Origin of the sequence: Blattabacterium cuenoti, from assembly GCF_014251375.1 — a bacterium.
Taxonomy (GTDB): Bacteria; Bacteroidota; Bacteroidia; order Flavobacteriales; family Blattabacteriaceae; genus Blattabacterium; species Blattabacterium cuenoti_K.
Genome location: NZ_CP059187.1, coordinates 25,747 through 48,012 on the forward strand (window position 1 = coordinate 25,747; position 22,266 = coordinate 48,012).

Below are 22,266 nucleotides of genomic sequence, written 5' to 3' on the forward strand. Positions count from 1 at the left end.
ATTTTATGTATTATGTACAAGATTTTTCCTCTATTCTAAAATAAGTTCTCTTTAATTGAGCCTTTACCCAATTTTTAATTTCATGTTCTTTTTTAATGTTCTTTAAAAGGTTCTTTAATCTTGTGTAATCTTCTTCTAAAGAAATTTTATGAGAAGGGATACTTTTCAATAATTTAACAAGGAAAAAAACTTCTTGTTTATTATTTAAAACTTCTTTATAAGGATCAGAAATTTCTCCATTTTTTAAATGAGATAATGCCTTTTTCATTTTTTCCTGAAGATTATTTTCTTCAATCCATTGTTTTTTCCATATAAAAGAATTATTCACTACTGCATTTTTTTCATTGGAAATTGTTTTAGTTTTAGTATTAGGAACCATTTCCTGATTTATGATCCGTTTTTTGATTGAATTAATAAATGATTTTGTTCTAGAAAATTCTTTTTCTGTATATTTAGGTTTAATAAAAATGTGTCTTATATCTATCTTATCTCCTATTTTTTTTTCTACTTTTACTAAGTGAAATCCAAAATTTGTTTCAAAAGGTTCTGAAATTTCTTTCTCGTTTAAAGAAAAAATGGTACGTTCAAATTCTTTTGATAGGTTTTCTTTTTTGATCCCCTGAATAAGTCCTCCTTTGAGTGCAGAATGGATTTCTTCAGAGAATAAAATAGCTTTCAGAGAAAAATCTATATCAGAATGTATTTCATTCTTTATTTTTCTTAATCGATCAAGAATTTTTTTTCTATGACAATTACTCAATTTTGGATAAAAAATCATATAAGATATATAAACTTGTTTAGGAACATTGGAGAATTTTTTTTTGTTCTTATAAAAAAATGATCTCACTTCTTCTGGAGATACTTCTATATTTTTTAAAATTTTTTGATTAAATTTTTCTATGTATTGCTTGTTTTTTATTTCTTCAATTAATTTTACATAAAAATCTTTTTCAGAATGATTATTTTGATTCCTAAAAAAAATATTTGCAGTCAATTCTTCTTCTGAGATCTGTATATCAGGATCTTTTTTAGCATGAAAAAGAATTAATTTCTGACTCATAAGATTTTCTAACCCCTTACAAAGGGACATTTTTTCATTAGAAAAATCTAAATAATTTTTAACTTCTGAAGTTAAAATAATCTCATTTCCTATTACCGCAGAAATTCCATTTATCTTATCCAAATCCAAAGAAAAAAGTGGATAACAGAAAAAAATAAAAAAATATTTCTTGATCATGATTGATGTTAGAATAAATTTGCAATATAATATATTGAATTATTTTTGAATATTTAAAATCATTAATTAAGAATTATGACTTTGGTAATCAAAAATATGTACAAAAAACATAAAAAAAAATCCATAGTGAAAAATTTTTCTCTAAAATTAAATAGGGGAGAAATAGTTGGATTGATAGGTCCAAATGGAGCTGGAAAAACAACTTCTTTTTATATGATAGTAGGATTGATTAGACCAGATCAAGGAAAAATTTTTCTTAATGGAGAAGATATCACTAAATATCCTATTTATCATCGTTCTAAAAAGGGAATTGGATATTTGTCACAAGAAACATCTATTTTTAGAAAATTATCTGTAGAAGATAATATTTTGTGCATATTAGAAATGCAAAAAAATTCTTATAAAGAAAGAAAAAAAAAAACAGAAAAATTGATTGAAGAGTTTGGTCTACAAAAGATACGAAAAATTCGGGGGGATCTTCTTTCTGGGGGAGAGCGAAGACGTACTGAAATAGCTAGATGTTTAGCAGGAAATCCTGATTTTATTCTTTTAGATGAACCTTTTTCTGGAATTGATCCAATAGCTACAGAAGAATTACAAAAAATTCTTCTTTCTTTAAAGAAGAAAAAAATTGGTATTTTAATAACGGATCATAATGTTCAAGAAACATTTTTTATAACAGATCGTCTTTATTTAATGTTTGAAGGAAAAATCATAAAAGATGGAACTTATCAAGAATTAATACAAGATCCTATAGCAAAAAAAGTTTATTTAGGAAATCATTTAAAATTTCAAAAATTTTTTTCAAAAAATAGAAAGGAATGAATCACCGTTTTGATGGGCCAGAAGTTGGATTATTTTTAAATGGAGAAACTCCAATAAATGACTATAAAAAATATTATTTTCTCTACGAAAAAATATTTGCTGTAAATGGAGCTTTTTCCTATCTTAAAAAATTAAAAATACAAGTTGATTGTGTAATAGGGGATTTTGATTCTTGTATTAAAAAAAAAGTTTTTTCGAAAAAAATTTTCGTAACTTCCGATCAAAATTATACAGATTTTGAAAAAGCATTGAAAATAATCTATGAAAAAGGTTATTACAATATAAATGTTTGGGGAGCTAGTGGAAAAGAACAAGATCATTTTTTAGGTAATTTATCTACTGCATTGAAATACAAAAACAAATTATCCATTATTTTTCATGATAATTATCATTCTTATTTTTTTTCTTTTAAAAAAAATTTTCTTTTGGGTAGAAAAAATAAAAAAATATCTCTTTTTCCATTTCCAAAAGTAGAAGGACTATCAACTTATGGATTAAGATATTCTCTTACTAACAGATTTTTAGAAATAGGAAAGTACATAGGTATCAGGAATGAAAGTATTGAAAATAAAATAGAAATAAATTACGAAAAAGGAGAATTATTAATTTTTATAGAAAGATAAATTTGACTCATTCAGTCAGAATAAATTTTTTAATCTTAAAAAGAATTTGATCCGTATGTTTTTCTAAAACATATAATTTTTTCTTTTTTTCTTCTAATATTCTATTCATTGAAATATGTACATATCCATGATAAATCATATTAAGAACAAACGCCGTTTGTTGAATGGGGCGTAAAAACTCATCTAGAGTAAAATTATTTCTAGATCCGGCATGAAAAGAATTTTCTTCTGATCCAGAGGTAACAGATACTAATAGATGTTTCCCTGAAAGGGAATTTCTTTCATCATTATATAATTTTGTAAAAACTTTATCTTTCCATTCTTTTAGGAGAGATGGATAACTGTACCAATAAAGTGGAAATTGAAAAACAAGAAATTTTACATTTAATACAATCTTAATTTCTTCATCTATTTTGATTTTAAAATCAGGGTAGATGTTGTATAAATTTCGTATAATTATTTCTTTATTCTTCTTAACTCGTTTTACAATATTTTTGTTCAAAATAGATTTTTCTATGTTAGGATGTGCTATCAAAAACAAAATTTTTCTCATTTTTGAACCCCTAGATAATAGAATTAATATCGTTTAATTTTAATTTTTTCATCATATTTTTTATATGATTAGCAGAATTTGTTAAAAGATTTTTTTCTTCTTTATTTAATTTCAACTCTATAATTTTTTCAACTCCAGATTTCCCCAAAATAACTGGAACACCCAAATACACATTTTTCAAATCGTACTCTCCTTTTAAAAAAACAGAACATAATAAAATTTTTTTAGAGTTTTTTAAAAGAGCTTCTACCATTTGTACAATAGATGCACTAGGTGCCATCCAAGCGGATGTTCCTAATAAATTCACAATTTCTTCCCCCCCTTTTTTAGTTTTTTCAATGATTACCTGATTTTTATCTTTCGATAAAAATTCACTAATTGGAATTCCAGATATAGAAGTATATCTATATAAAGGTACCATAGTATCCCCATGTCCTCCCAATAACATAGATTGTATATCATGAGGAGAGCAATTTAACTCTTTTGATAAAAAATAACGATATCTAACTGAATCTAATATTCCAGCCATTCCTATTATACGAGAAGAGTCTATTTTGGATGTGATATAACTGACATATGCCATAACATCCAGTGGATTAGAGACTATTATAAATTTTGCTTTTGGAGAAAAAAAGAGAGATTGTTTTGTCACAGAATGAATAATTTTTGCATTAGTATTCATTAAATCATCTCGACTCATTCCTGGTGTTCTAGGTATTCCACAAGTAATAATAATGATTTCAGAATTTTTTGTTTTTGAATAATCATTAGTAATTCCAAGAACATGAGTATTGGATTCTATAATGGATAGCATTTGAGAAATATCTAAACTTTTTCCTTCAGAAAATTTTTTTCTCACATCTAATAAAACAACTTCTTCCACTATATTTTTTTGAGATAAAAGACTGGCACATGACGCCCCAACATTTCCTGCTCCAATAATAGTAACTTTCATTTTTCATTTATTTATTATTGTATGTATTTGATATAACAAATGTATCAATTTTGATAAGAATTAAAAATATTTATCAATTATTTTATCTTTGTTAGAAGAAGAAAAAATCAACACATTTTATTTTATATATTATAAATGAGGATTTCATGAAAAAAAAATTCTATTATAGACATATAGGGCCTAACAATGAAGATATTACAAAAATGTTAAAAATATTAAAATGTAATTCTATCAAAGATTTAATCTTTAAAACAATTCCAAAGGAAATCCGTTTAAAAAAAAAACTAAATCTTCCTAACTCCGTTTCTGAATACCAATATTTAAATCATATTCATAGAATTGGTAAAAAAAATAAAGTTTATCGTTCCTATATAGGATTGGGATATAAAAATACTATAACCCCATCCGTTATCCAAAGAAATATTTTAGAAAATCCAAGTTGGTACACTTCATACACTCCTTACCAATCAGAAATTTCTCAAGGTCGTTTAGAAGCATTAATGAATTTTCAAACTATGATTTCAGATCTTACTGGAATGCATATTAGCAATGCTTCTATGTTAGATGAAGGGACCGCAACAGCTGATGCGATATTTATGATTTATCAATATAATCTAAAAAAAAATCGCATAAAAAATTCTCCATATTTTTTTGTTTCAGATGAAATTCTCCCCCAGACGTTTGATCTCATCAAAACAAGATGTTATGGAATAGGAATAAATCTCATTCAAGATTATTATGAAAATATAAAAAAATATAATAGACAAAAAATATTTGGATTACTCCTTCCATATCCCACTTCTTTAGGAGAAATTTATGATTATGGAGAAACAATAGAATACGCAAAAAGAAAAAATATATCTGTTATAGTATCTACTACAGATTTGATGGCACTAACTTTGTTAAAACCTCCTGGAGAATGGGGGGTAGATGTAGTTGTTGGATCTACACAGTCTTTCGGAATCCCCATGGGATATGGGGGACCTCATGCCGCATTTTTTTCTACTCAAGAAAAATATAAACGTTTAATTCCAGGAAGAATTATTGGAGAATCTTTAGATAGAAAAAATAAAAAAGCATTCCGAATGGCACTACAAACAAGAGAACAACACATAAAACGAGAAAAAGCTACTTCTAATATTTGTACTTCGCAAGTTTTACCTGCTATAATGGCATCCATGTATGCTGTATATCATGGCCCAAAAGGATTAAAAATCATAGCAGAAAATATTCATAATAATACTAAGAAACTTGAATCACTATTAGTAGTGAATGACATTGAATGGCTCAATCAAATAAATACATTTTATTTTGATACTCTAAGAATTAAAATAAAAAAAACAAATCTTTTAAAAAAATTAAAAGAAGTAGCTGAACGTAAAAAAACAAATTTTAGATATATAGATAAAAATCATTTAACAATCACTCTAGACGAGACTACTTGTCAAAAAGATATTGATCATATTTTTTCTATTTTTCATGAAGTTGATATTGAAAATGAAAAAAAAATAAAAATCAAAAAAAATAAAAAAAAAGAATCTGATAATAGAATTCCTAGTTCTTTAAAAAGAACTTCTAATTTTTTAAAACATAAAGTTTTTCATAAATTTTACTCAGAAAATGAATTAATGCGTTATATAAAAAAATTAGAAAAAAAAGATCTCTCATTAACACATTCGATGATTCCATTAGGATCATGTACTATGAAATTAAATGCCTCGGCAGAATTATTTTCTTTAAGTCAATTTGAATGGAGAAACATTCATCCATTCGTTCCTGAAATACAAGCAGAAGGATACAGATTTATCATCAATAATTTAGAAAAATATTTAAAAGAAATCACTGGATTTGATGGAATTTCTTTACAACCTAATTCAGGAGCTCAAGGAGAATATGCTGGCCTCATGGTAATCAAGTCTTATCATAATTCATCAAACGAATCTAAAAGAAATGTCGCGTTGATTCCTTCTTCTTCACATGGAACTAATCCTGCATCCGCAATGATGGCTGGAATGAAAGTAATTTTAATTTCCACTCAAAAAGATGGATCTATTGATCAAAATGATTTATTCAAAAAAGCAAAAGAACATAAAGATTTTTTATCCGTATTCATGATCACTTATCCTTCAACTCATGGGGTATACGAATCACATGTAAAAAAAATAATAGATATTATTCATGAAAATGGAGGACAAGTCTACATGGATGGAGCAAATATGAATGCGCAAGTAGGGGTAGTCAAACCAGCACATTTAGGAGTAGATGTTTGTCATCTTAATTTACACAAAACTTTTGCTATTCCTCATGGTGGTGGGGGGCCTGGAATGGGACCTATTTGTGTTGCTCCCCATCTATCTCCTTTTCTTCCTAATTCTTTACAAAGAAAAAAAGAAAAAACAATCCCATTAACAATTTCTTCTTCACCATATGGATCCCCTCTTATTTTACCTATTTCTTATGCTTATATTCGTTTATTAGGACCAGATGGTCTTAAAAAATGTACAGAAATATCTATATTAAATGCTAATTACATAAAGGAAAGATTAAAAAATCATTATAGAATTCTGTATTCTGGAGAGAATGATACAGTAGCGCACGAATTGATTTTAGATTGCAGAAAATTCAAGAAAACTATTGGAATAGATGTAATAGATATTGCAAAGAGAATGATAGATTATGGATTTCATCCACCAACCATTTCTTTTCCTGTAGAAGGATGTATGATGATAGAACCTACGGAAAGCGAATCGAAAGAAGAATTAGATAGATTTATTGAAACACTAGTAAATATACGAAAAGAAATTCATGAAATTTCAGAAGGAAAATTTTCGAAAGAAGAAAATGTATTAAAAAATGCTCCACATAGTTTAGAATTACTAACAGAGAATAATTGGGAATATTCATATACTAGAAAAAAAGCGGCTTATCCATTAGATTGGGTCAAGAAAAGAAAATTTTGGCCTTCTGTAAATCGTATAAATGATGGATATGGAGATAGAAATCTAATTTGTACATGTACTTAAAACTTTTTAAATTTGGAATATGAAGGAATATCGATAGGATCGAAAATATTTTTTTCATATTTGAGCAATCCAGTGATAGCTATCATAGCAGCATTATCTGTCGCGTATTTTTTTTTTGGGATAAAAATTTCCCATTTTTTCTTTTTCTTTTCAAGAAAAAATCTCCTAATTTCATCATTAGCAGAAACTCCTCCTGATAAAGAAACTCTAAATATCCCGGTATCTGAAATGGCTTTTTTTACTTTATCCAAAAGTATTTCAGCAATAACTCTTTGTATAGAAGCGCATAAATCAGATAAATTATTTCTAATAAAATATGGATTTTTTTTTGATTCTTTTCTAATAAATTGTAAAATATGACTTTTTAATCCACTAAAACTGAAATTTAATCCATTTACTAATGGTTTTGAAAAAATGAATTTTTTGGAATTTCCTTTTTTAGAAAAAAAATCAAGTTTTGGTCCTCCAGGATAAGGAAGGCCCAACATTCTAGCTATTTTATCAAAAGCATCTCCTACAGAATCATCTAAAGTGGATCCCAATATATCCATTTCAAAAAAATCCCTAACTTTTACTATTAGGGTATGACCTCCACTTATCATTAAACATAAAAAAGGAAATTTTGGATGAGTACTCTCATTGAAAGAGACTTTTTTTTCTTGTATAAATTGAGAAAGAATATGTGCTTGTACATGATTGACACTTAATAAAGGAATTCTTAGTCCTATTGAAAATGATTTTGCGAAAGAAGCTCCTACCAATAAAGGACCTATCAATCCTGGACCTAACGTAAAAGATACAGCGTCGATTTGATTTCTGTTTATTTTTGCAGATGAAATGGCCCTATTAACTGCCTTAAAAAGATTTCTATCGTGTAGTTTTGCAGCTAATTCTGGAACAACTCCTCCGTATTTTTCGTGAATTTTTTGATGAATAATAATATTAGATAACACATTTCTATTTTGATTGACAAGAGATACTGCAGTGTCATCACATGAGGTTTCTATTCCAATTACAATAAATTTCTTTTTCATAATTTTTTTATTGGTTTATTTTTATTTTTTTTTCAATTCACAATAAATCTTTTTCATTATTTTATCGGATAGTTTATTTTTTAAATTCTTAAATTTTTATGAAAAAAAAAGTTTACTATGAAAATATAGTGAAAAAGAATAGAATACATCTTAAAAAGAAAGTTTTGTATCTTGGTATTTTTAATACCTTTAATAAAAAAATATAAAACAATGATTCTAAGATATAATACTGATGAAATAGACAATACTATTGTCAAAAAACTTAACCTAAATGCTAGAACTCCATATACTGAAATCAGCAAACAAATAAGCAAGGAAATTAAACCTTTATCTGTTGGAACTGTTCATGTTAGAGTCAAAAAATTAGAAGAATCTGGAATTATCAAAGGAAGTACATTGATTATTGGATATGAGTCATTAGGATTTCATTTAATAGCTTTTGTAGGAATATTATCTGATTCTAGAGAATCCCAATTAGTTAAAAAAGAACTAAAAAAAATTCCAAATATTGTACAATTGTACATTACTTCCGGAAAATATAATCTTTTTTGTAGAATCATAGCCAAAGATCCTTCAGATGCTAGAGATGTTATTTCTAAAATTGGAGAAATAAAAGGTGTTCTTAGAACAGAGTCGACAATTTGTCTTGAGGAAAGCATTAATGATGAAAATAGATTACTTTCTAAGATATTACAAAAACATCAATCATCTTAATGAATTGAATTTTAAGTAAGAAAAATTATTAATAACGTAGAACTGAATAAAATAATACTACAAACAATCCACATATCATAGAAAAATCAAAAAAATAGGGAATTTCATTCCTCTCTTAACTACTTAAGTATAGAGAATAGAGATTTATTTTCTATCTATGTACTATGTAAAATATTCATCCTTCCAAAAAATTGCATAGTTTCAATTTTTTATTAAGGTAATGTATAATAATACACTCTTCAGATTTGATACATATCAAAAAATTTTAGATAAGTTTCTAGTTACACTTATTGCTATTTTTGCATTGACATTTTTTTTTCCAAAAAAAAAGATTTTTAAATACGAATTTTCAAAAGGAAAACCTTGGATTTATGAAGATTTATTTTCTCCATTTAATTTTTTTGTCTTTAAAAACAAAAAAGAAATTGATCTAGAAATTAAAAATGTAAAAAAAGAAAAAAATTTTTTTTATTATAAAAATACAAAAGTAGTCAAAGAAATAAAAAAAAAATTAATAAAAAAAAAATTAGTTTCTAGAACTAGAAAAAAAATATTTAAAATAGTCAATACTATCTACAGATATGGATATCTAAATACTAAAAATTTTTCAATACAATCAACAAAAAAAAATATCTTCTTTTCTATTTACAAAAAAAAATATTGGAGATACATTTCTTATAAAAATATTTACACCTCTGATAAGGTGAATCACCTTATTGAAAGGGTCATCCCTAAAAATAGTATTCATGTAAAAGAAATATTAAGAAAAACTATAGTTCCCGATCTTAATTATGAAAAAAACTATACTGAAAAAATTTTCAATGAAAAAATAAAATCTATTAAAAAAATAAAATATTCAATTGCAAAGGGAGAAAGAATTATCGGTAAAAATGATGTTATAAATGAATCTAAATTTAGAATTTTATCCTTCTTTAGAAAGGAATATGAAACAAGAATATGGAATAAAAAAAAGAACTATTATTTGATGATAGGACACTTTTTAATCATTAGTGTGATATTTTCTATATTTATTCTATATCTTTTTTATTTTCAAAATAAAATATTTCAAAACAATAGAGAAATTAATTTTTTAGTAATTAATATATTATTTATATCATTTATTACAATATTCACTTTAAATTTTTATTCTAAAACATTATATTTAATTCCTTTTTGTATTCTTCCCATAAGTGTTCGTGCATTTTTCAATTTCAACTTAAGTTTTTTTATTCATTTAATAACAATTTTATTGTTATCATTAATAACACCAAATAGTTTCGAATTTATTTTTATTCAAATCACTACAGGTTTTTTAGTCATGTTAACAAAAAAAAACATTTTTAAAATGAAAAATCTATTTTTTACTGTAGGAAAAATCACGGGAACTTCTATAGTTATTTTTTGTTTACTTACTTTAATCAGAGAAGGAACTTTAGAAAAAATTTCTTTATTCACTTTTTCACTATTTTTTTTTAGCGGACTGTTAACTTTATTTGTCCATCCATTAATATTTATTTTCGAAAAACTATTGAATCTGACTTCAGATATTTCTTTATTAGAACTTTCTGATATTAATACCCCTATATTAAGATTATTATCCAAAAAAGCTCCCGGTACTTTACAACATGTATTAACAGTAGCAAATATAGCGGAAGAAGCAGCTGTTTCTATCGGAGCTAACTCATTACTAGTAAGAATAGGGGCTATTTACCATGATATAGGAAAGATCAAAAATTCCATTTTTTTTACAGAAAATCAGCATAATATAACAATTAATCCTCACGAATATTTGAGTCCAAAAGAAAGCGCTAAAATTATTTTGGAGCATGTTTCAATTGGAATAGAATTAGCAAAAAAATACCATTTACCTGACCCAATTACAGATTTTATAAGAACTCACCATGGAAATAGTATGGTTCATTATTTTTATGAGAAACAAAAAAAGAAATATCCTAATATTTGGATAGAAAAAGAACAATTTAAATATTCTGGTCCTAAACCTTTTTCGAAAGAAACCGCTATTGTGATGATATGTGATTCTGTAGAAGCAGCTTCAAAAAGTATAAAGAATCCATCTGATAAAAATTTAGAGAATTTAGTAGAAAATATTATTAATAAACAAAAAGAAGAAAATCAGTTTTCAAATTCAGATATTACTTTGAAAGAAATAGAAAAAATCAAACAAGTTCTTAAAAAAAAGTTACTAAACATCTATCATACTAGGATAGAATACCCCATGTATAATAATCATATCAATAAAAAAAAATAATCAATTTGTTTATTTATTGATATGATCTTTTTAATTTTGTAAATTGTTTATTATTGTGTTAAAAAAAATGGGGAGAGTTGCCGGAGTGGTTAACGGAACAGTTTGCTAAACTGTCGGTATAACAATACCGCGTGGGTTCGAATCCCACATTCTCCGCAACGGGGTATAGCGTAGTTTGGTTATCGCGCCTGGTTTGGGACCAGGAGATCGTAGGTTCAAATCCTGCTACCCCGACTCGACTGACTAATTTACTATCATCACATTATGTCAGTCAAGTTATTATTATGCTCATAACGTATAAATAAAACGGAATATTTTTATTGATCACGTAGCTCAAATGGATAGAGCAACTGCCTTCTAAGCAGTAGGTCACAGGTTCGAATCCTGTCGTGATCACGAATTAATCTAAATATTAAGATATTAAGAGACTTTAGATTTTTTTTCTTTTAAAACCTCATCTATCATTCCATATTTTTTAGCTTCCTCAGAAGTCATCCAATAATCTCTATCTGAATCTTTTTCTATTTTTTCAATGGGAGTATCTGTATGAATGGAAATGATTTCATAAAGCTCATTTTTTAATTTTAAAATTTCACGAACTGTGATTTCAATATCTGAAACTTGCCCATGCGTTCCACCTATTGGCTGATGAATCATAATTCTAGAGTGTTTTAATCCAGATCTTTTATTTTTGACTCCTGCACAAAGCAAAACAGCTGCCATTGATGCAGCCATTCCTGTACAAATAGTGGCAACATCTGGTTCAACTATTTGCATAGTATCATATATTCCTAACCCAGCATAGACATCTCCTCCCGGAGAATTAATGTAGATTTGAATATCTTTCGAAGAATCTACAGATTGTAAAAACAACAATTGAGCTTGAATAATATTAGCTACTTGATCTTCTATAGGTGTTCCTAAAAAAATAACACGGTCCATCATTAGTCTAGAAAAAACATCCATTTGAGCGACATTCAGTTTTCGTTCTTCAACAATATAAGGAGTGGTTGATTTAATATACCTATCAATTGTTAAACTATTAATTCGTTTATGTCTGGTAACATATTTTATAAATTCTTTTGAATTTTTTTTATTGTGATTATAATCCATTTTTAAGAAGTTATCTTTTTCAAATTTACTCATAATTCTTATCTATACACAAATACGAAAAATTTTCATATGAAAATATGAATAAAAAATGTAGAAATTATTATGAGATGATTTTTGTTAAATTGTTTTAAGATAAAATTTATTGAGTTTGTACAAAAAATTAATGATTCAAACTATTGTTTATTCTATAGGGACCATTTTTCCAAAAATTATTAACTATGCTTTTTTAAAATTTTTTACTAAATATTTAAAAAGAGAAGAATTTTCACTTTATAGTGATATGTATGCACTCTCTTTTTTAGTTATAGCTTTTCTCTCTTTCGGATTAGAAAATACTTATTTCAGATTTTTGTCTAAAAAAACTTATAATAAAAAGGTTGTTTTTTCAACAGGAGTTATAGTCCAATTATTTATCATATCTTTTTTTTTGATCATTTCTGTGAATTCTATAAAATATTTAGTTTCCATTGCAGGATATAAAAATCATTCAGAATATTTTTTTCTGTTTTTTTTTATTATATTTTTTGATACTCTTTGTATTCTGCCTATGGCCTGGCTTCGTGTTAATGAAAAAGCTATAAAATATACAATTATAAATATTGTAAACATCTTAATACAATCTATTTTTATAATATATATGTTTACTAGTTATAATAGTACTACTACTAATGCTACTAATAGTAATTCAAACATTCCACTCATAAAATCTTATTTTTCAATTTTTGAATTGGTAAATTCTTTTACAGATAAAACTGGTTATATTTTTTTTGCGAATATGATTTCTTCTTTAACTAATTTTTTCTTAGTTTTTCCTATTCTTTTAAAGGAAGTTTCTCTAAAAAAATTTAGTAAAATTCTTGCTCAAAAAATGTTGTGTTATGGAATTCCTATTATGTTTGGAACCATTGCTTTTTCTCTTAATGAAAATCTTGATAAAATTTTGATCAAAAGATGGCTATCTGATGAAATGAATGGGTCTTATTCTGCATGCTATAAGATAGCATCTTTTATGAGTTTATACATTCGTGCATTTCGATTAGGAATCGAACCTTTTTTTTTTAAGAAGTCAGAAGATTCTGATGCAAGACATTATTATGAAGAAATCACATATATATTTGTCATTATTGGATTAATATTTTATGTATTGATATGTGGAAATATTTCTATGTTTTTAGGTTTTTTGATTGATAAAAAATACCATGTTGCAATTTCCATTATTCCAATAATCATGATGGGGTATTTATTTTTAGGGATTTACATAAATCTATCTATTTTTTATAAAATTATAGATAAACCTATTATAGGAACTTATATTTCTTTGATAGGTGTATTGATTACCATTTTATTTAATGGAATTTTTTTATTAATTCCTAGTTTTATGATTCCTGCATGGGGAACATTAACTTCTTATGGAAGTATGGTTTTAGTATTATATTTTTGGAGTAAAAAAAAATTTACTAAATTCTGTAGTAGAGATAAAAAAACGTGGAAAATCATTGTATATTTATTGATTGCATTCTTTTTAGTAATAGTGAGTAATAAAAATAAAATAGAAATTCGTATTTTTCTCCAATTTCTGTATTTAATTATTGTTTCTTTTTTAGAAAGAAAATTGTTTACTAGATTAGTAAGAAAAAGTAAAAAAGAATATCTAAATTGACACTTTTATTTTTAAGGGCTTATATAAAAAAATCTATTTCCATAAACTTTTTGGAAAGAATATTAATCCCCACAGCGATTTATATTAAATTATCCAAAATAAATGAAAATCACTTTTTTATAAAAAAAAAAATAATTGATTCTCGAACTGTCTGTTTAATTCATTTCTCAGAAAAAAAATCCCCAACTGACTTTTTTTTAAAACAAATAAAAATAGTTATAATCAATTTATCCTTAAAATCCATTCTAATTATTCAACCTTATGAAAAAATAGCAATCATGGATATTACTAAAACTCCTGAAATCAAATGGAAATCATCGAATAAACTAAACAAAAGTATAAGAGGTAGCAATAGTTTTGGAAGTACAGGAATATAAAAATATTTTTATAAAACTCAATATGATATTGAAATGAAAATTATAATTCCTATGGCAGGAGAAGGATCACGTCTTCGTCCACATACTTTAAATACCCCTAAACCATTGATTTCTATTGCCGGAAAATCAATCTTGAAAAGATTATTGGAAAATCTGTCTCAATCTATTCCAATGAAAGAAATCATTTTTATTATAAGGAATTTAGAAAAAAAAATAGAAAATAAATTGATAAATATAGCTAATAATATGGGCCTAGATGGAACCATTTATTATCAAGAAAAACCGTTAGGAACTGCAGATGCTTTACTTAAGGCTAAAAATTCTTTAAAAGGACCTGTTTTTGTTGCTTTTTCAGACACTTTATATTATAATGATAATCTTTTTCTAAAAAATGAATTTAATAATAATATTATATGGACAAAAAAAGTAAAAAATCCTAGTTTATTTGGAATCGTAAAATGTGATCCTTCTACAGGTTTTATTACTCATTTTATAGAAAAACCAAAAAATTTTGTATCGAATCTAGCAATTATTGGTCTTTACTATTTTAAAAATAGTTCTCTTTTGAAAAAAGAACTACAATATATATTAGATCATGACATAAAAAATGAAAAGGAATATCAATTAACATCTGCATTAGAAAATATGAGAAAAAAAGGAGAACGATTTGTTGTAAAACAAGTTCAAGAATGGATGGATTTTGGAAATAAAAAAAGTACCATTTCGTCTAATTCAAAAATATTATCTATTGAGCACAATAATAACAAACTAGAATTAATTCACAAAGAATCGATTATAAAAAATAGTTTAATTATAAAACCTTGTTTTATAGGAAAAAAAACAATTATTGAAAATTGTATTATCGGACCTTATGTCTCAATAGGACAATATACAAAAATAAAAAACAGTAAAATAGAAAAATCTTTAATCCAAAATTATACAGAAATTATCCATGCTAACATTTCCAATTCCATGATTGGAAATTACACTTCCTATATTGGAAGAGAAAAAGAAGTTAGTCTAGGAGATTATTCTAAGTTTTTTTTTTAAAAACTAATTAATTAGTTTTTTTAAAAAAAACTTAGAATAATTCAAAAGGGGTTTCATTCCTATAAAATAAAATATTCTTTTCTAAAAAAAAAAGAAATATTTTATTAAAACAATCTAATTAACAGAATTAAAAACAATTAAAAATTTTTTTTATATTTGAATAAAAATTCCATCCAATGGATTTTGTTTTTATTTTTTTCATGCTACTTGGAACTTTTGGGACCACAGAAATTGTGGTAATTGTTATTCTTGCACTTTTACTTTTCGGGGGGAAAAAAATCCCAGAACTAATGAAAGGATTAGGTACAGGATTGAAAGAGTTCAAAAAAGCTTCTGAAAAAGAAGATTCTGTAGTAGAAGAAGAATAGAAACTTCTTTCATTCTCTGTTAAATTTCATTTTATTTTATTGATAATTATACGTATACGATACGTGTTTTTTTAAAACTAATTAATGATAACAATAAGAAATATTATGTTTTTTATTTTAATCTTAAGAAGCCTGATTCTACAATCAGCATCAAAACCATTTTCTGAACAAAAAAACGTAATTATTTTTTATTTAAAAAAAACACCTGTAAAAAATGTTGATTTAGTATACATAGATAATTCTTTAAAAAAAATTTCTGGAATCAAAAAAAAATATATTCCAGAAAAAAAATTAAAACAATATTATCCCCCCCCCCATAAAAAAAATGTTATTATTACCACTATTAATGCTGATGAACTCAAATCAAGAATCTTCCATCTTAATCAAAAATCACAAATAAAAATACTAAAATATAATACTCTTGTTCATGCTGCGGTTGAAGGGTATCTACGTATGGGAAAATATATAGGTAGAATTATTTTATTATCTTATACCTATTTTCCTATGTTTGAAGAAAAATTTGAAAAATATCATCTTCCAAAAGAATTAAAATATCTAGCTATCGTAGAATCAAATTTAAATTCTACTGTTACCTCTCAAGCGGGAGCAAAAGGAATTTGGCAAATTATGCCTCGAACAGGAAAAAAATATAATCTAAAAATTCATCATAATGGTTATGACGAAAGAAATGATCCCGTAAAATCAACAGAAGCTGCTTGTAAATACTTAAAATATTTATATAAAAAAATAGGTAACTGGGAATTGGTTTTAGCATCTTATAACGCAGGTCCGGGAAGAATAGATAAATTAATCCGTTACAAAAAAAAAAGAAAGGATTTTTGGAATCTATGGGAAACACTTCCCAAAGAAACTCAAAATTATATTCCTAAATTTATTGCCATTAATTATATAATGAATTATTACATAGAACATAATATCCATACTTCGAATAAGTACAAAAAAACAAGGTCAATTGATTCTAATAAATCTCTAAAAAAAGAAAAAATTCCTTTCAAATTATTATTTTCTACTTCTACATCATTAAATACTACAGATTTCAAATTTCTCAATTCACAATACCTTTTTTTTATGGACTATATCACTTTACCTGAAAAAGTATCTTTCAGTAGATTTTCAATCTCAAGAGCTCCAATCCTTTTTACAAAAAAAAGAGAAAAAAAATAAGATAAATTATTTATATCATGTTTCATTTTTCTAACTGAAAAAATTTATTTTCAAGATTATGAATGAAAAATTTGAACAAAAAAAAAGATCTTTAAGACTTGTCTTAGATAAAATGGATAAGATTTATGGTAAAGGAACAGTCATGCGAATGGGAGATTCTCAGATTGAGAATTTAGAAATTATATCTTCTGGATCGATTAGTTTAGATATTGCTTTGGGGATAAAAGGATTTCCTAAAGGAAGAATTATAGAAATATTTGGCCCCGAATCCTCTGGAAAAACAACTTTAGCTTTACATGCAATTACTCAATCGCAAAAAGTAGGCGGATTTGCAGGATTCATTGATGCAGAACACGCTTTTGATTGTATTTATGCTAAAAAAATAGGAGTAGATATAAAGGAATTAATCATTTCTCAACCGGATAATGGGGAACAAGCTCTTGAAATAGTAGATAATTTAATTAGATCCGGATTCATTGACATGATAGTAGTTGATTCAGTAGCGGCTTTGACTCCTAAAAGTGAAATTGAAGGAGAAATGGGAGATTCTAAAATTGGATTACAAGCAAGATTAATGTCACAAGCTTTGAGAAAAATCACTTCCAGTATAGGAAAATCTAAAAGCATCCTAATATTTATTAATCAATTACGTGAAAAAATAGGTGTATATGGAAATCCAGAAGTTACTACTGGAGGAAATGCTTTAAAATTTTATTCTTCTATACGATTAGATATACGAAAAGGAAGTCAAATAAAGAATGGAGAAAAAATTTTAGGAAATAGAACGAAAGTAAAAGTAGTAAAAAACAAACTTTCTCCTCCTTTTAAAACGGCAGAATTTGACATTCTATACGGAGAAGGAATTTCTAAAATAGGAGAAATACTTGATTTAGGTGTAGATTTAGGAATTATTAAAAAAAACGGATCTTGGTTTAGTTATGGAAATATAAAATTAGGTCAAGGACGAGATTCTGTAAGAGAATTTTTAAAAGATAAAAAAAATATTATAAATGAAATGCAAAAAAATATAATTAATAAATATCTTCAATAGAAGCAAATATGAAAATTACTTTTTTAGGAACTGGTACTTCACAAGGGATTCCTATTATTGGTTCTAAACATCCAGTATGTCTATCAAAAAACGCAAAAGATAAAAGACTTAGAAGTTCAATTCTCATTGAAAAAAATAAGAAATATTTTTTGATTGATTGTGGACCAGATTTTCGTTATCAAATGTTAAGAAGTAATCATGAAAAATTAAACGCAATATTTATCACCCATGAACATCAGGACCATATAGGAGGATTAGATGATATAAGACCTCTCAATTTAATCATGAAAAAACCTATTCCTGTTTATGGATTACGTCGTGTATTAGAAAGTTTAAAAAAACGGTTTGATTATATTTTTTCATCAGAAAAAAAAAAATTTACTACTTCGAATATATCCATTCATGAGTTAGATAATTATCAGGATTTTTTTATTGTAGAATACTTAAAAATTTTTCCTTTATCTATATGGCATGGAAAACTTCCTATTTTGGGATTCCGTATAGAAGATTTCGCTTATATAACAGATGCAAGTTGTATTCCTATTCAAACAATAAAACAACTGAAAGGATTAGATGTTTTAGTTTTAAATATATTAAGAAAAGTCCCCCAACATACATCTCATTTTACATTATCAGAATCTTTGAAAATCATACAAAAAATTAGTCCTAAAAAAGCTTATCTCACACATATTAGTCATTTTCTAGGATTTCATGAAGAAATTCAAAAAAAACTTCCTAAAAATGTTTATTTGTCTTATGATGGATTGATTATTTTTATTTAATAAATTCATGTAAAAAACTTTTTAGAATCTAATAAAAAATTCCAATCAATTCATTTCCATTCATTGTCATTAGAGTTTTATTCTATTTTTTCTTCCATTTCTATTTTTTTAATAAAAAAAAACTTCCATTTGTTGATTTATTTAATTTTTTTTATTTAAAAATGTAAGGTTTTATTTTGTTATGAAAATTAAAAAAAACTTATATAATGCGAACGTTAAAAAATATTTTTTTCTCTATAAAAATTACTTCCATTTTATTTCTATTACTCTCCTTATCTATGGCTATAGCTACTTTTTTAGAAAAAAAATATTCTACAAATGTGGCAAAAATATTTATTTATGAATCAACTTGGTTTGAAACAATAATGTTTCTAATTATCATTAATTTGATTGGAAATATATGGAAATATAAATTGTGGAATAAAAACAAGTTTCCTTTATTTATTTTTCATATATCATTTATATTTATTTTTATTGGAGGGGTTTTTTCTAGATATTATAGTTTTGAAGGCACTCTCTCTCTAAGAGAAGGAGAAACTAACAGAAGAATCGTTTCTAAAAAAAACTATATTAAATTACAAATAGATCAAGGAAAACACATCATGTTTTATCAAGATCCTTATATTTTATCTTCTTTTCATAATGGGTACAAAGGAAAATTCCTTTTCAAAGGAAATATTTTAAAAATAAAAATTGTCAATTATATTCCATGTGCAAAAGGGATTCTTTCTCAAAAGAATACGGAAGAAAAAATTCTAAAAATTGTATCAACAAACAAAAAAGGAAGAACTGAAAATTTTCTTAAAAATGGTACAATAATAAAAATTAATGGAATTATTTTTTCTTTAAATAAAAAAATTCCATTTGGAATACAAATCTTTGAAAAAGAAAATAATCTTTATGTTAAATCTTCTTTTTCAGGAAAAAGAATAAATATGATGTCTCAAAAAATAGATTTTTTCTTAAAAAATACGATACTACCATTGAAAATAAAAAATTTATACATAATACAAAAAACCGATCAAATACATGAAATGCAATGGGTCGTTCCTGAAAAAATTATGAGAGGTAAATTAGAATATATTCAATCATGTGAAAAGGAAGATGATGAAGAAAGTGATAAAAAAAATTTACGGGACGCTATTACTGCAGAGATTTCATTTCAAAAGCAATCAAAATTGGTTACTTTTTTAGGAGGTAAAAACAATACTACAGAAATGAGTTCTCCTATATTTTTCCACAATAATCATAAAGTGTCCATTGGATATGGTTCTATATTTTTGAATCTTCCTTTTTCCTTAAAGTTAAATAAATTTAAAGTAGAAAATTATCCAGGTTCTGAATTTCCATCTTTTTTTACTAGTCATGTTACCTTAACAGATAAAGAAAAAAAGAAAAATCATTTTATTTATATGAATAATGTCCTAAGTTATAAGGGATATAGATTTTTTCAATACGGATATGATCCAGATGGAAAAGGAACGCATTTTTCTGTAAATAACGATTCTCTAGGAACGAATTTTTCATATATTGGATATGGATTTATGAGCATAGGAATGTTTCTTACTTTATTTTGGAAAGGAACTAGATTTAGTTTTTTAAGAAAAAAATTGAAAAATTTATCTAAAATTTCTATGTTATTTTTGTTTTTTTTTGGAAAATTTTTTTTTACTCATGCTCATGAAAACATGCATGATTTAAAAAAAATTCCTTTAGAGAGTATTTCTGAAAATATTCATATTCCTAAAAAACATGGAGAGAGCTTTGGACGGTTATTAGTTCAGGATAACAAAGGAAGAATTAAGCCGATAAACACACTTGCAATTGAACTTCTTAGAAAAATACATAAGAAAAACCATATAGAAAATTTAGATGCTAATCAATGGTTGATTGCTATTCATCAAGATAATCTTTTTTGGAGTAAGATTCCTTTTATTAAAGTCGATAAAAAAGGTGGAAATGAATTTTTAACTCGAATCCAAGCAAATAAAAAAAATTATGTCTCTCTGATAGACCTTTATGTTGTAGATAATCAATCTTCAAAATTGAAATTTATTCTTCAAGAAGACTATGAAAAAGCTTTTTCTAAAAATCCTGCTCAAAGAAATAAGTATGATAAAGCTATCATTAATCTTAGTGAAAAAGTAGGAATTATTCATGGAATTTTTCAAGGAAAATATCTTCGTATTTTTCCTATTCCAAATGATAAAAAACATACTTGGTCTAGTTGGATAAATCCAGATTCAAATAGTTTTAATCCTGTTGGATTAGTTATGTTAAATAACTATTTAAAATCCTTGTATTATTCTAAAAATCAAAGAAATTGGAATATTTCTAACAAAGAAATTCAGAAAATTCGGGGATATCAACTACAACATGCATCTCATATTTTTCCTTCTGATAAAAAAATCAATGTAGAAATTCTTTATAATAAATTAAATATTTTTTATAATTTATCTTTCTTTTATGTTATTATTGGAATGGTTATTCTTACAGTTTCTTTTATAAAAATATTTTTTCAAAAAAAATACTTGGATTGGTTTTATAAAATATTTATTTTCACTTTATTTTTTCTGTTTATTTTAGAATTTTTAGGATTAGTATCAAGATGGTATATATCTGAACATGCTCCCTGGAGTAATGGGTATGAATCTTCTATATTCATTAGTTGGTGTTTGGTTGGGGTAGGATTTATATTTTATAAAAATCAATTTGTTCCAGGAATTACAGTATTAATTTCATCTATTTTGTTAATGTTAGCAAACGGGATGGATCCTGAAATCACAAATCTAGTTCCAGTATTGAAATCGCATTGGTTAATCATTCATGTAGCGGTCATAACATCAAGTTATGGTTTTTTTTTCACAAGTGCATTCTTAGGATTTCTAGTATTGATTTTATATATTTTTTTAGGATTAGGAAATGATAATATTCTTGATTATTATAAGAAAAAAATTCAAATTCATATTGATCAACTGACTATTATTAATGAAATGAGTCTGACAATAGGTATTTTTTTATTAACTATAGGAACTTTTTTAGGTTCAGTTTGGGCCAATAATAGTTGGGGACGTTATTGGAGTTGGGATCCAAAAGAGACTTGGGCATTCATAAGCATAATGATTTATGCTTTTGTGCTACACATGCGTTTAGTTCCGGGGCTTAAAGGGGAATTTTCTTTTAATATTTCCAGTGTTTTAGCTATAAGTTCCATTATTATGACTTATTTCGGAGTAAATTATTACTTATCTGGATTACATTCTTACGCAAAAGGAGAACCAATTTCTATTCCTTACTGGATTTATTATAGTTCGCTTTTTTTAATTGTTGTTGCTATTCTATCGTATATTTCTAAAAAACATTACGAAAAAAATAGACAATTTCATTATTAGAAAATAATATTTTTCTATATATTCCTGTATTTCTTATTTCTTACTTTTTCTTTAA

General features: G+C 25.6%; 18 protein-coding genes and 3 tRNA genes. 16 read left to right on the forward strand and 5 right to left on the reverse strand.

What is annotated here, in order from left to right:
• Window positions 1–10 precede the first annotated feature (10 nt).
• Window positions 11–1,237 carry a peptidylprolyl isomerase gene (locus H0H71_RS00100; RefSeq protein ID WP_185856077.1) on the reverse strand — a complete coding sequence of 409 codons (1,227 nt, stop codon included), beginning with the start codon at window positions 1,235–1,237 and terminating at the stop codon, window positions 11–13.
• A gap of 75 nt (window positions 1,238–1,312) precedes the next feature.
• Between H0H71_RS00100 and lptB the strand changes: the two genes are divergently transcribed.
• Both lptB and H0H71_RS00110 read left to right on the forward strand, forming a co-directional pair.
• Window positions 1,313–2,062, forward strand: a complete 750-nt coding sequence (gene lptB / locus H0H71_RS00105) for an LPS export ABC transporter ATP-binding protein (RefSeq protein WP_185856080.1) — start codon at window positions 1,313–1,315, stop codon at window positions 2,060–2,062.
• Window positions 2,059–2,685, forward strand: a complete 627-nt coding sequence (locus H0H71_RS00110) for a thiamine diphosphokinase (protein WP_185856081.1) — start codon at window positions 2,059–2,061, stop codon at window positions 2,683–2,685. The genes lptB and H0H71_RS00110 overlap by 4 nt, the downstream gene beginning before the upstream one ends.
• A gap of 7 nt (window positions 2,686–2,692) precedes the next feature.
• On the opposite strand, the gene H0H71_RS00115 is transcribed toward H0H71_RS00110, so the two are convergent.
• Window positions 2,693–3,238, reverse strand: a complete 546-nt coding sequence (locus H0H71_RS00115) for an NAD(P)H-dependent oxidoreductase (RefSeq protein ID WP_185856082.1) — start codon at window positions 3,236–3,238, stop codon at window positions 2,693–2,695.
• A gap of 10 nt (window positions 3,239–3,248) precedes the next feature.
• The gene (mdh, locus tag H0H71_RS00120; RefSeq protein WP_185856083.1) at window positions 3,249–4,193 is read right to left on the reverse strand and encodes a malate dehydrogenase; all 945 of its coding nucleotides are present in this window, start codon (window positions 4,191–4,193) and stop codon (window positions 3,249–3,251) included.
• A 146-nt stretch (window positions 4,194–4,339) separates the two neighbouring features.
• On the opposite strand from mdh, the gene gcvP reads away from it, so the two are divergent.
• Window positions 4,340–7,216 (forward strand): aminomethyl-transferring glycine dehydrogenase, encoded by a 2,877-nt coding sequence (gene gcvP / locus H0H71_RS00125; protein ID WP_238784453.1) that lies wholly within the window; start codon window positions 4,340–4,342, stop codon window positions 7,214–7,216.
• On the opposite strand, the gene tsaD is transcribed toward gcvP, so the two are convergent.
• Window positions 7,213–8,250, reverse strand: coding sequence for a tRNA (adenosine(37)-N6)-threonylcarbamoyltransferase complex transferase subunit TsaD (tsaD, locus tag H0H71_RS00130; RefSeq protein WP_185856084.1), 1,038 nt, complete (start codon window positions 8,248–8,250; stop codon window positions 7,213–7,215). The genes gcvP and tsaD overlap by 4 nt on opposite strands.
• A 210-nt stretch (window positions 8,251–8,460) precedes the next feature.
• Between tsaD and H0H71_RS00135 the strand changes: the two genes are divergently transcribed.
• The 5 genes from H0H71_RS00135 to H0H71_RS00155 all read left to right on the forward strand — a co-directional run bounded on the left by H0H71_RS00135 (window position 8,461) and on the right by H0H71_RS00155 (window position 11,629).
• On the forward strand, window positions 8,461–8,964 hold the full coding sequence (locus tag H0H71_RS00135; RefSeq protein WP_185856086.1) for an Lrp/AsnC family transcriptional regulator: 504 nt from the start codon (window positions 8,461–8,463) through the stop codon (window positions 8,962–8,964).
• 220 nt (window positions 8,965–9,184) lie between these two features.
• Complete coding sequence (locus tag H0H71_RS00140) at window positions 9,185–11,233, forward strand: HD family phosphohydrolase (protein WP_185856088.1); 2,049 nt, start codon at window positions 9,185–9,187, stop codon at window positions 11,231–11,233.
• Window positions 11,234–11,304: 71 nt separating this feature from the next.
• Window positions 11,305–11,389 (forward strand) — tRNA-Ser (locus H0H71_RS00145).
• A gap of 3 nt (window positions 11,390–11,392) precedes the next feature.
• Window positions 11,393–11,467: transfer RNA gene (locus tag H0H71_RS00150), tRNA-Pro, on the forward strand.
• Window positions 11,468–11,555: 88 nt separating this feature from the next.
• Window positions 11,556–11,629, forward strand: a tRNA-Arg gene (locus H0H71_RS00155).
• 24 nt (window positions 11,630–11,653) lie between these two features.
• Here H0H71_RS00155 and H0H71_RS00160 read toward each other — a convergent pair.
• Window positions 11,654–12,346, reverse strand: coding sequence for an ATP-dependent Clp protease proteolytic subunit (locus H0H71_RS00160; protein ID WP_185856447.1), 693 nt, complete (start codon window positions 12,344–12,346; stop codon window positions 11,654–11,656).
• Window positions 12,347–12,509: 163 nt separating this feature from the next.
• Here H0H71_RS00160 and H0H71_RS00165 point away from each other — a divergent pair, with 163 nt between their 5' ends.
• The 8 genes from H0H71_RS00165 (at window position 12,510) to ccsA (ending at window position 22,211) form a co-directional block, all read left to right on the forward strand.
• Window positions 12,510–14,006, forward strand: coding sequence for a lipopolysaccharide biosynthesis protein (locus H0H71_RS00165; protein ID WP_185856090.1), 1,497 nt, complete (start codon window positions 12,510–12,512; stop codon window positions 14,004–14,006).
• 50 nt (window positions 14,007–14,056) lie between these two features.
• Window positions 14,057–14,383, forward strand: a complete 327-nt coding sequence (locus H0H71_RS00170; protein ID WP_238784454.1) for a dCTP deaminase/dUTPase family protein — start codon at window positions 14,057–14,059, stop codon at window positions 14,381–14,383.
• A gap of 33 nt (window positions 14,384–14,416) precedes the next feature.
• Window positions 14,417–15,433, forward strand: a complete 1,017-nt coding sequence (locus H0H71_RS00175) for a sugar phosphate nucleotidyltransferase (protein WP_185856092.1) — start codon at window positions 14,417–14,419, stop codon at window positions 15,431–15,433.
• A gap of 176 nt (window positions 15,434–15,609) precedes the next feature.
• The gene (locus H0H71_RS00180; protein ID WP_185856094.1) at window positions 15,610–15,801 is read left to right on the forward strand and encodes a Sec-independent protein translocase subunit TatA/TatB; all 192 of its coding nucleotides are present in this window, start codon (window positions 15,610–15,612) and stop codon (window positions 15,799–15,801) included.
• Between the two features lie 105 nt (window positions 15,802–15,906).
• The gene (locus H0H71_RS00185) at window positions 15,907–16,986 is read left to right on the forward strand and encodes a lytic transglycosylase domain-containing protein (protein ID WP_238784455.1); all 1,080 of its coding nucleotides are present in this window, start codon (window positions 15,907–15,909) and stop codon (window positions 16,984–16,986) included.
• 58 nt (window positions 16,987–17,044) lie between these two features.
• Window positions 17,045–18,037 (forward strand): recombinase RecA, encoded by a 993-nt coding sequence (gene recA / locus H0H71_RS00190; protein WP_185856098.1) that lies wholly within the window; start codon window positions 17,045–17,047, stop codon window positions 18,035–18,037.
• An 8-nt stretch (window positions 18,038–18,045) separates the two neighbouring features.
• The gene (locus tag H0H71_RS00195; protein ID WP_185856100.1) at window positions 18,046–18,819 is read left to right on the forward strand and encodes an MBL fold metallo-hydrolase; all 774 of its coding nucleotides are present in this window, start codon (window positions 18,046–18,048) and stop codon (window positions 18,817–18,819) included.
• A gap of 278 nt (window positions 18,820–19,097) precedes the next feature.
• Entirely contained in the window at window positions 19,098–22,211 is a 3,114-nt protein-coding gene (gene ccsA, locus H0H71_RS00200) for a cytochrome c biogenesis protein CcsA (protein ID WP_238784456.1), read from the forward strand.
• Window positions 22,212–22,266 lie beyond the last annotated feature (55 nt).

Coding starts and splice junctions, on each gene's coding strand:
- H0H71_RS00195 (WP_185856100.1), top strand. CDS start 18,046: ATGAAAATTACTTTTTTAGGAACTGGTACTTCACAAGGGATTCCTATT.
- H0H71_RS00180 (WP_185856094.1), top strand. CDS start 15,610: ATGGATTTTGTTTTTATTTTTTTCATGCTACTTGGAACTTTTGGGACC.
- H0H71_RS00100 (WP_185856077.1), bottom strand. CDS start 1,237: ATGATCAAGAAATATTTTTTTATTTTTTTCTGTTATCCACTTTTTTCT.
- H0H71_RS00175 (WP_185856092.1), top strand. CDS start 14,417: ATGAAAATTATAATTCCTATGGCAGGAGAAGGATCACGTCTTCGTCCA.
- H0H71_RS00165 (WP_185856090.1), top strand. CDS start 12,510: ATGATTCAAACTATTGTTTATTCTATAGGGACCATTTTTCCAAAAATT.
- H0H71_RS00110 (WP_185856081.1), top strand. CDS start 2,059: ATGAATCACCGTTTTGATGGGCCAGAAGTTGGATTATTTTTAAATGGA.
- tsaD (WP_185856084.1), bottom strand. CDS start 8,250: ATGAAAAAGAAATTTATTGTAATTGGAATAGAAACCTCATGTGATGAC.
- recA (WP_185856098.1), top strand. CDS start 17,045: ATGAATGAAAAATTTGAACAAAAAAAAAGATCTTTAAGACTTGTCTTA.
- H0H71_RS00185 (WP_238784455.1), top strand. CDS start 15,907: ATGTTTTTTATTTTAATCTTAAGAAGCCTGATTCTACAATCAGCATCA.
- ccsA (WP_238784456.1), top strand. CDS start 19,098: ATGGCTATAGCTACTTTTTTAGAAAAAAAATATTCTACAAATGTGGCA.
- H0H71_RS00115 (WP_185856082.1), bottom strand. CDS start 3,238: ATGAGAAAAATTTTGTTTTTGATAGCACATCCTAACATAGAAAAATCT.
- gcvP (WP_238784453.1), top strand. CDS start 4,340: ATGAAAAAAAAATTCTATTATAGACATATAGGGCCTAACAATGAAGAT.
- H0H71_RS00140 (WP_185856088.1), top strand. CDS start 9,185: ATGTATAATAATACACTCTTCAGATTTGATACATATCAAAAAATTTTA.
- H0H71_RS00160 (WP_185856447.1), bottom strand. CDS start 12,346: ATGGATTATAATCACAATAAAAAAAATTCAAAAGAATTTATAAAATAT.
- H0H71_RS00135 (WP_185856086.1), top strand. CDS start 8,461: ATGATTCTAAGATATAATACTGATGAAATAGACAATACTATTGTCAAA.
- mdh (WP_185856083.1), bottom strand. CDS start 4,193: ATGAAAGTTACTATTATTGGAGCAGGAAATGTTGGGGCGTCATGTGCC.
- lptB (WP_185856080.1), top strand. CDS start 1,313: ATGACTTTGGTAATCAAAAATATGTACAAAAAACATAAAAAAAAATCC.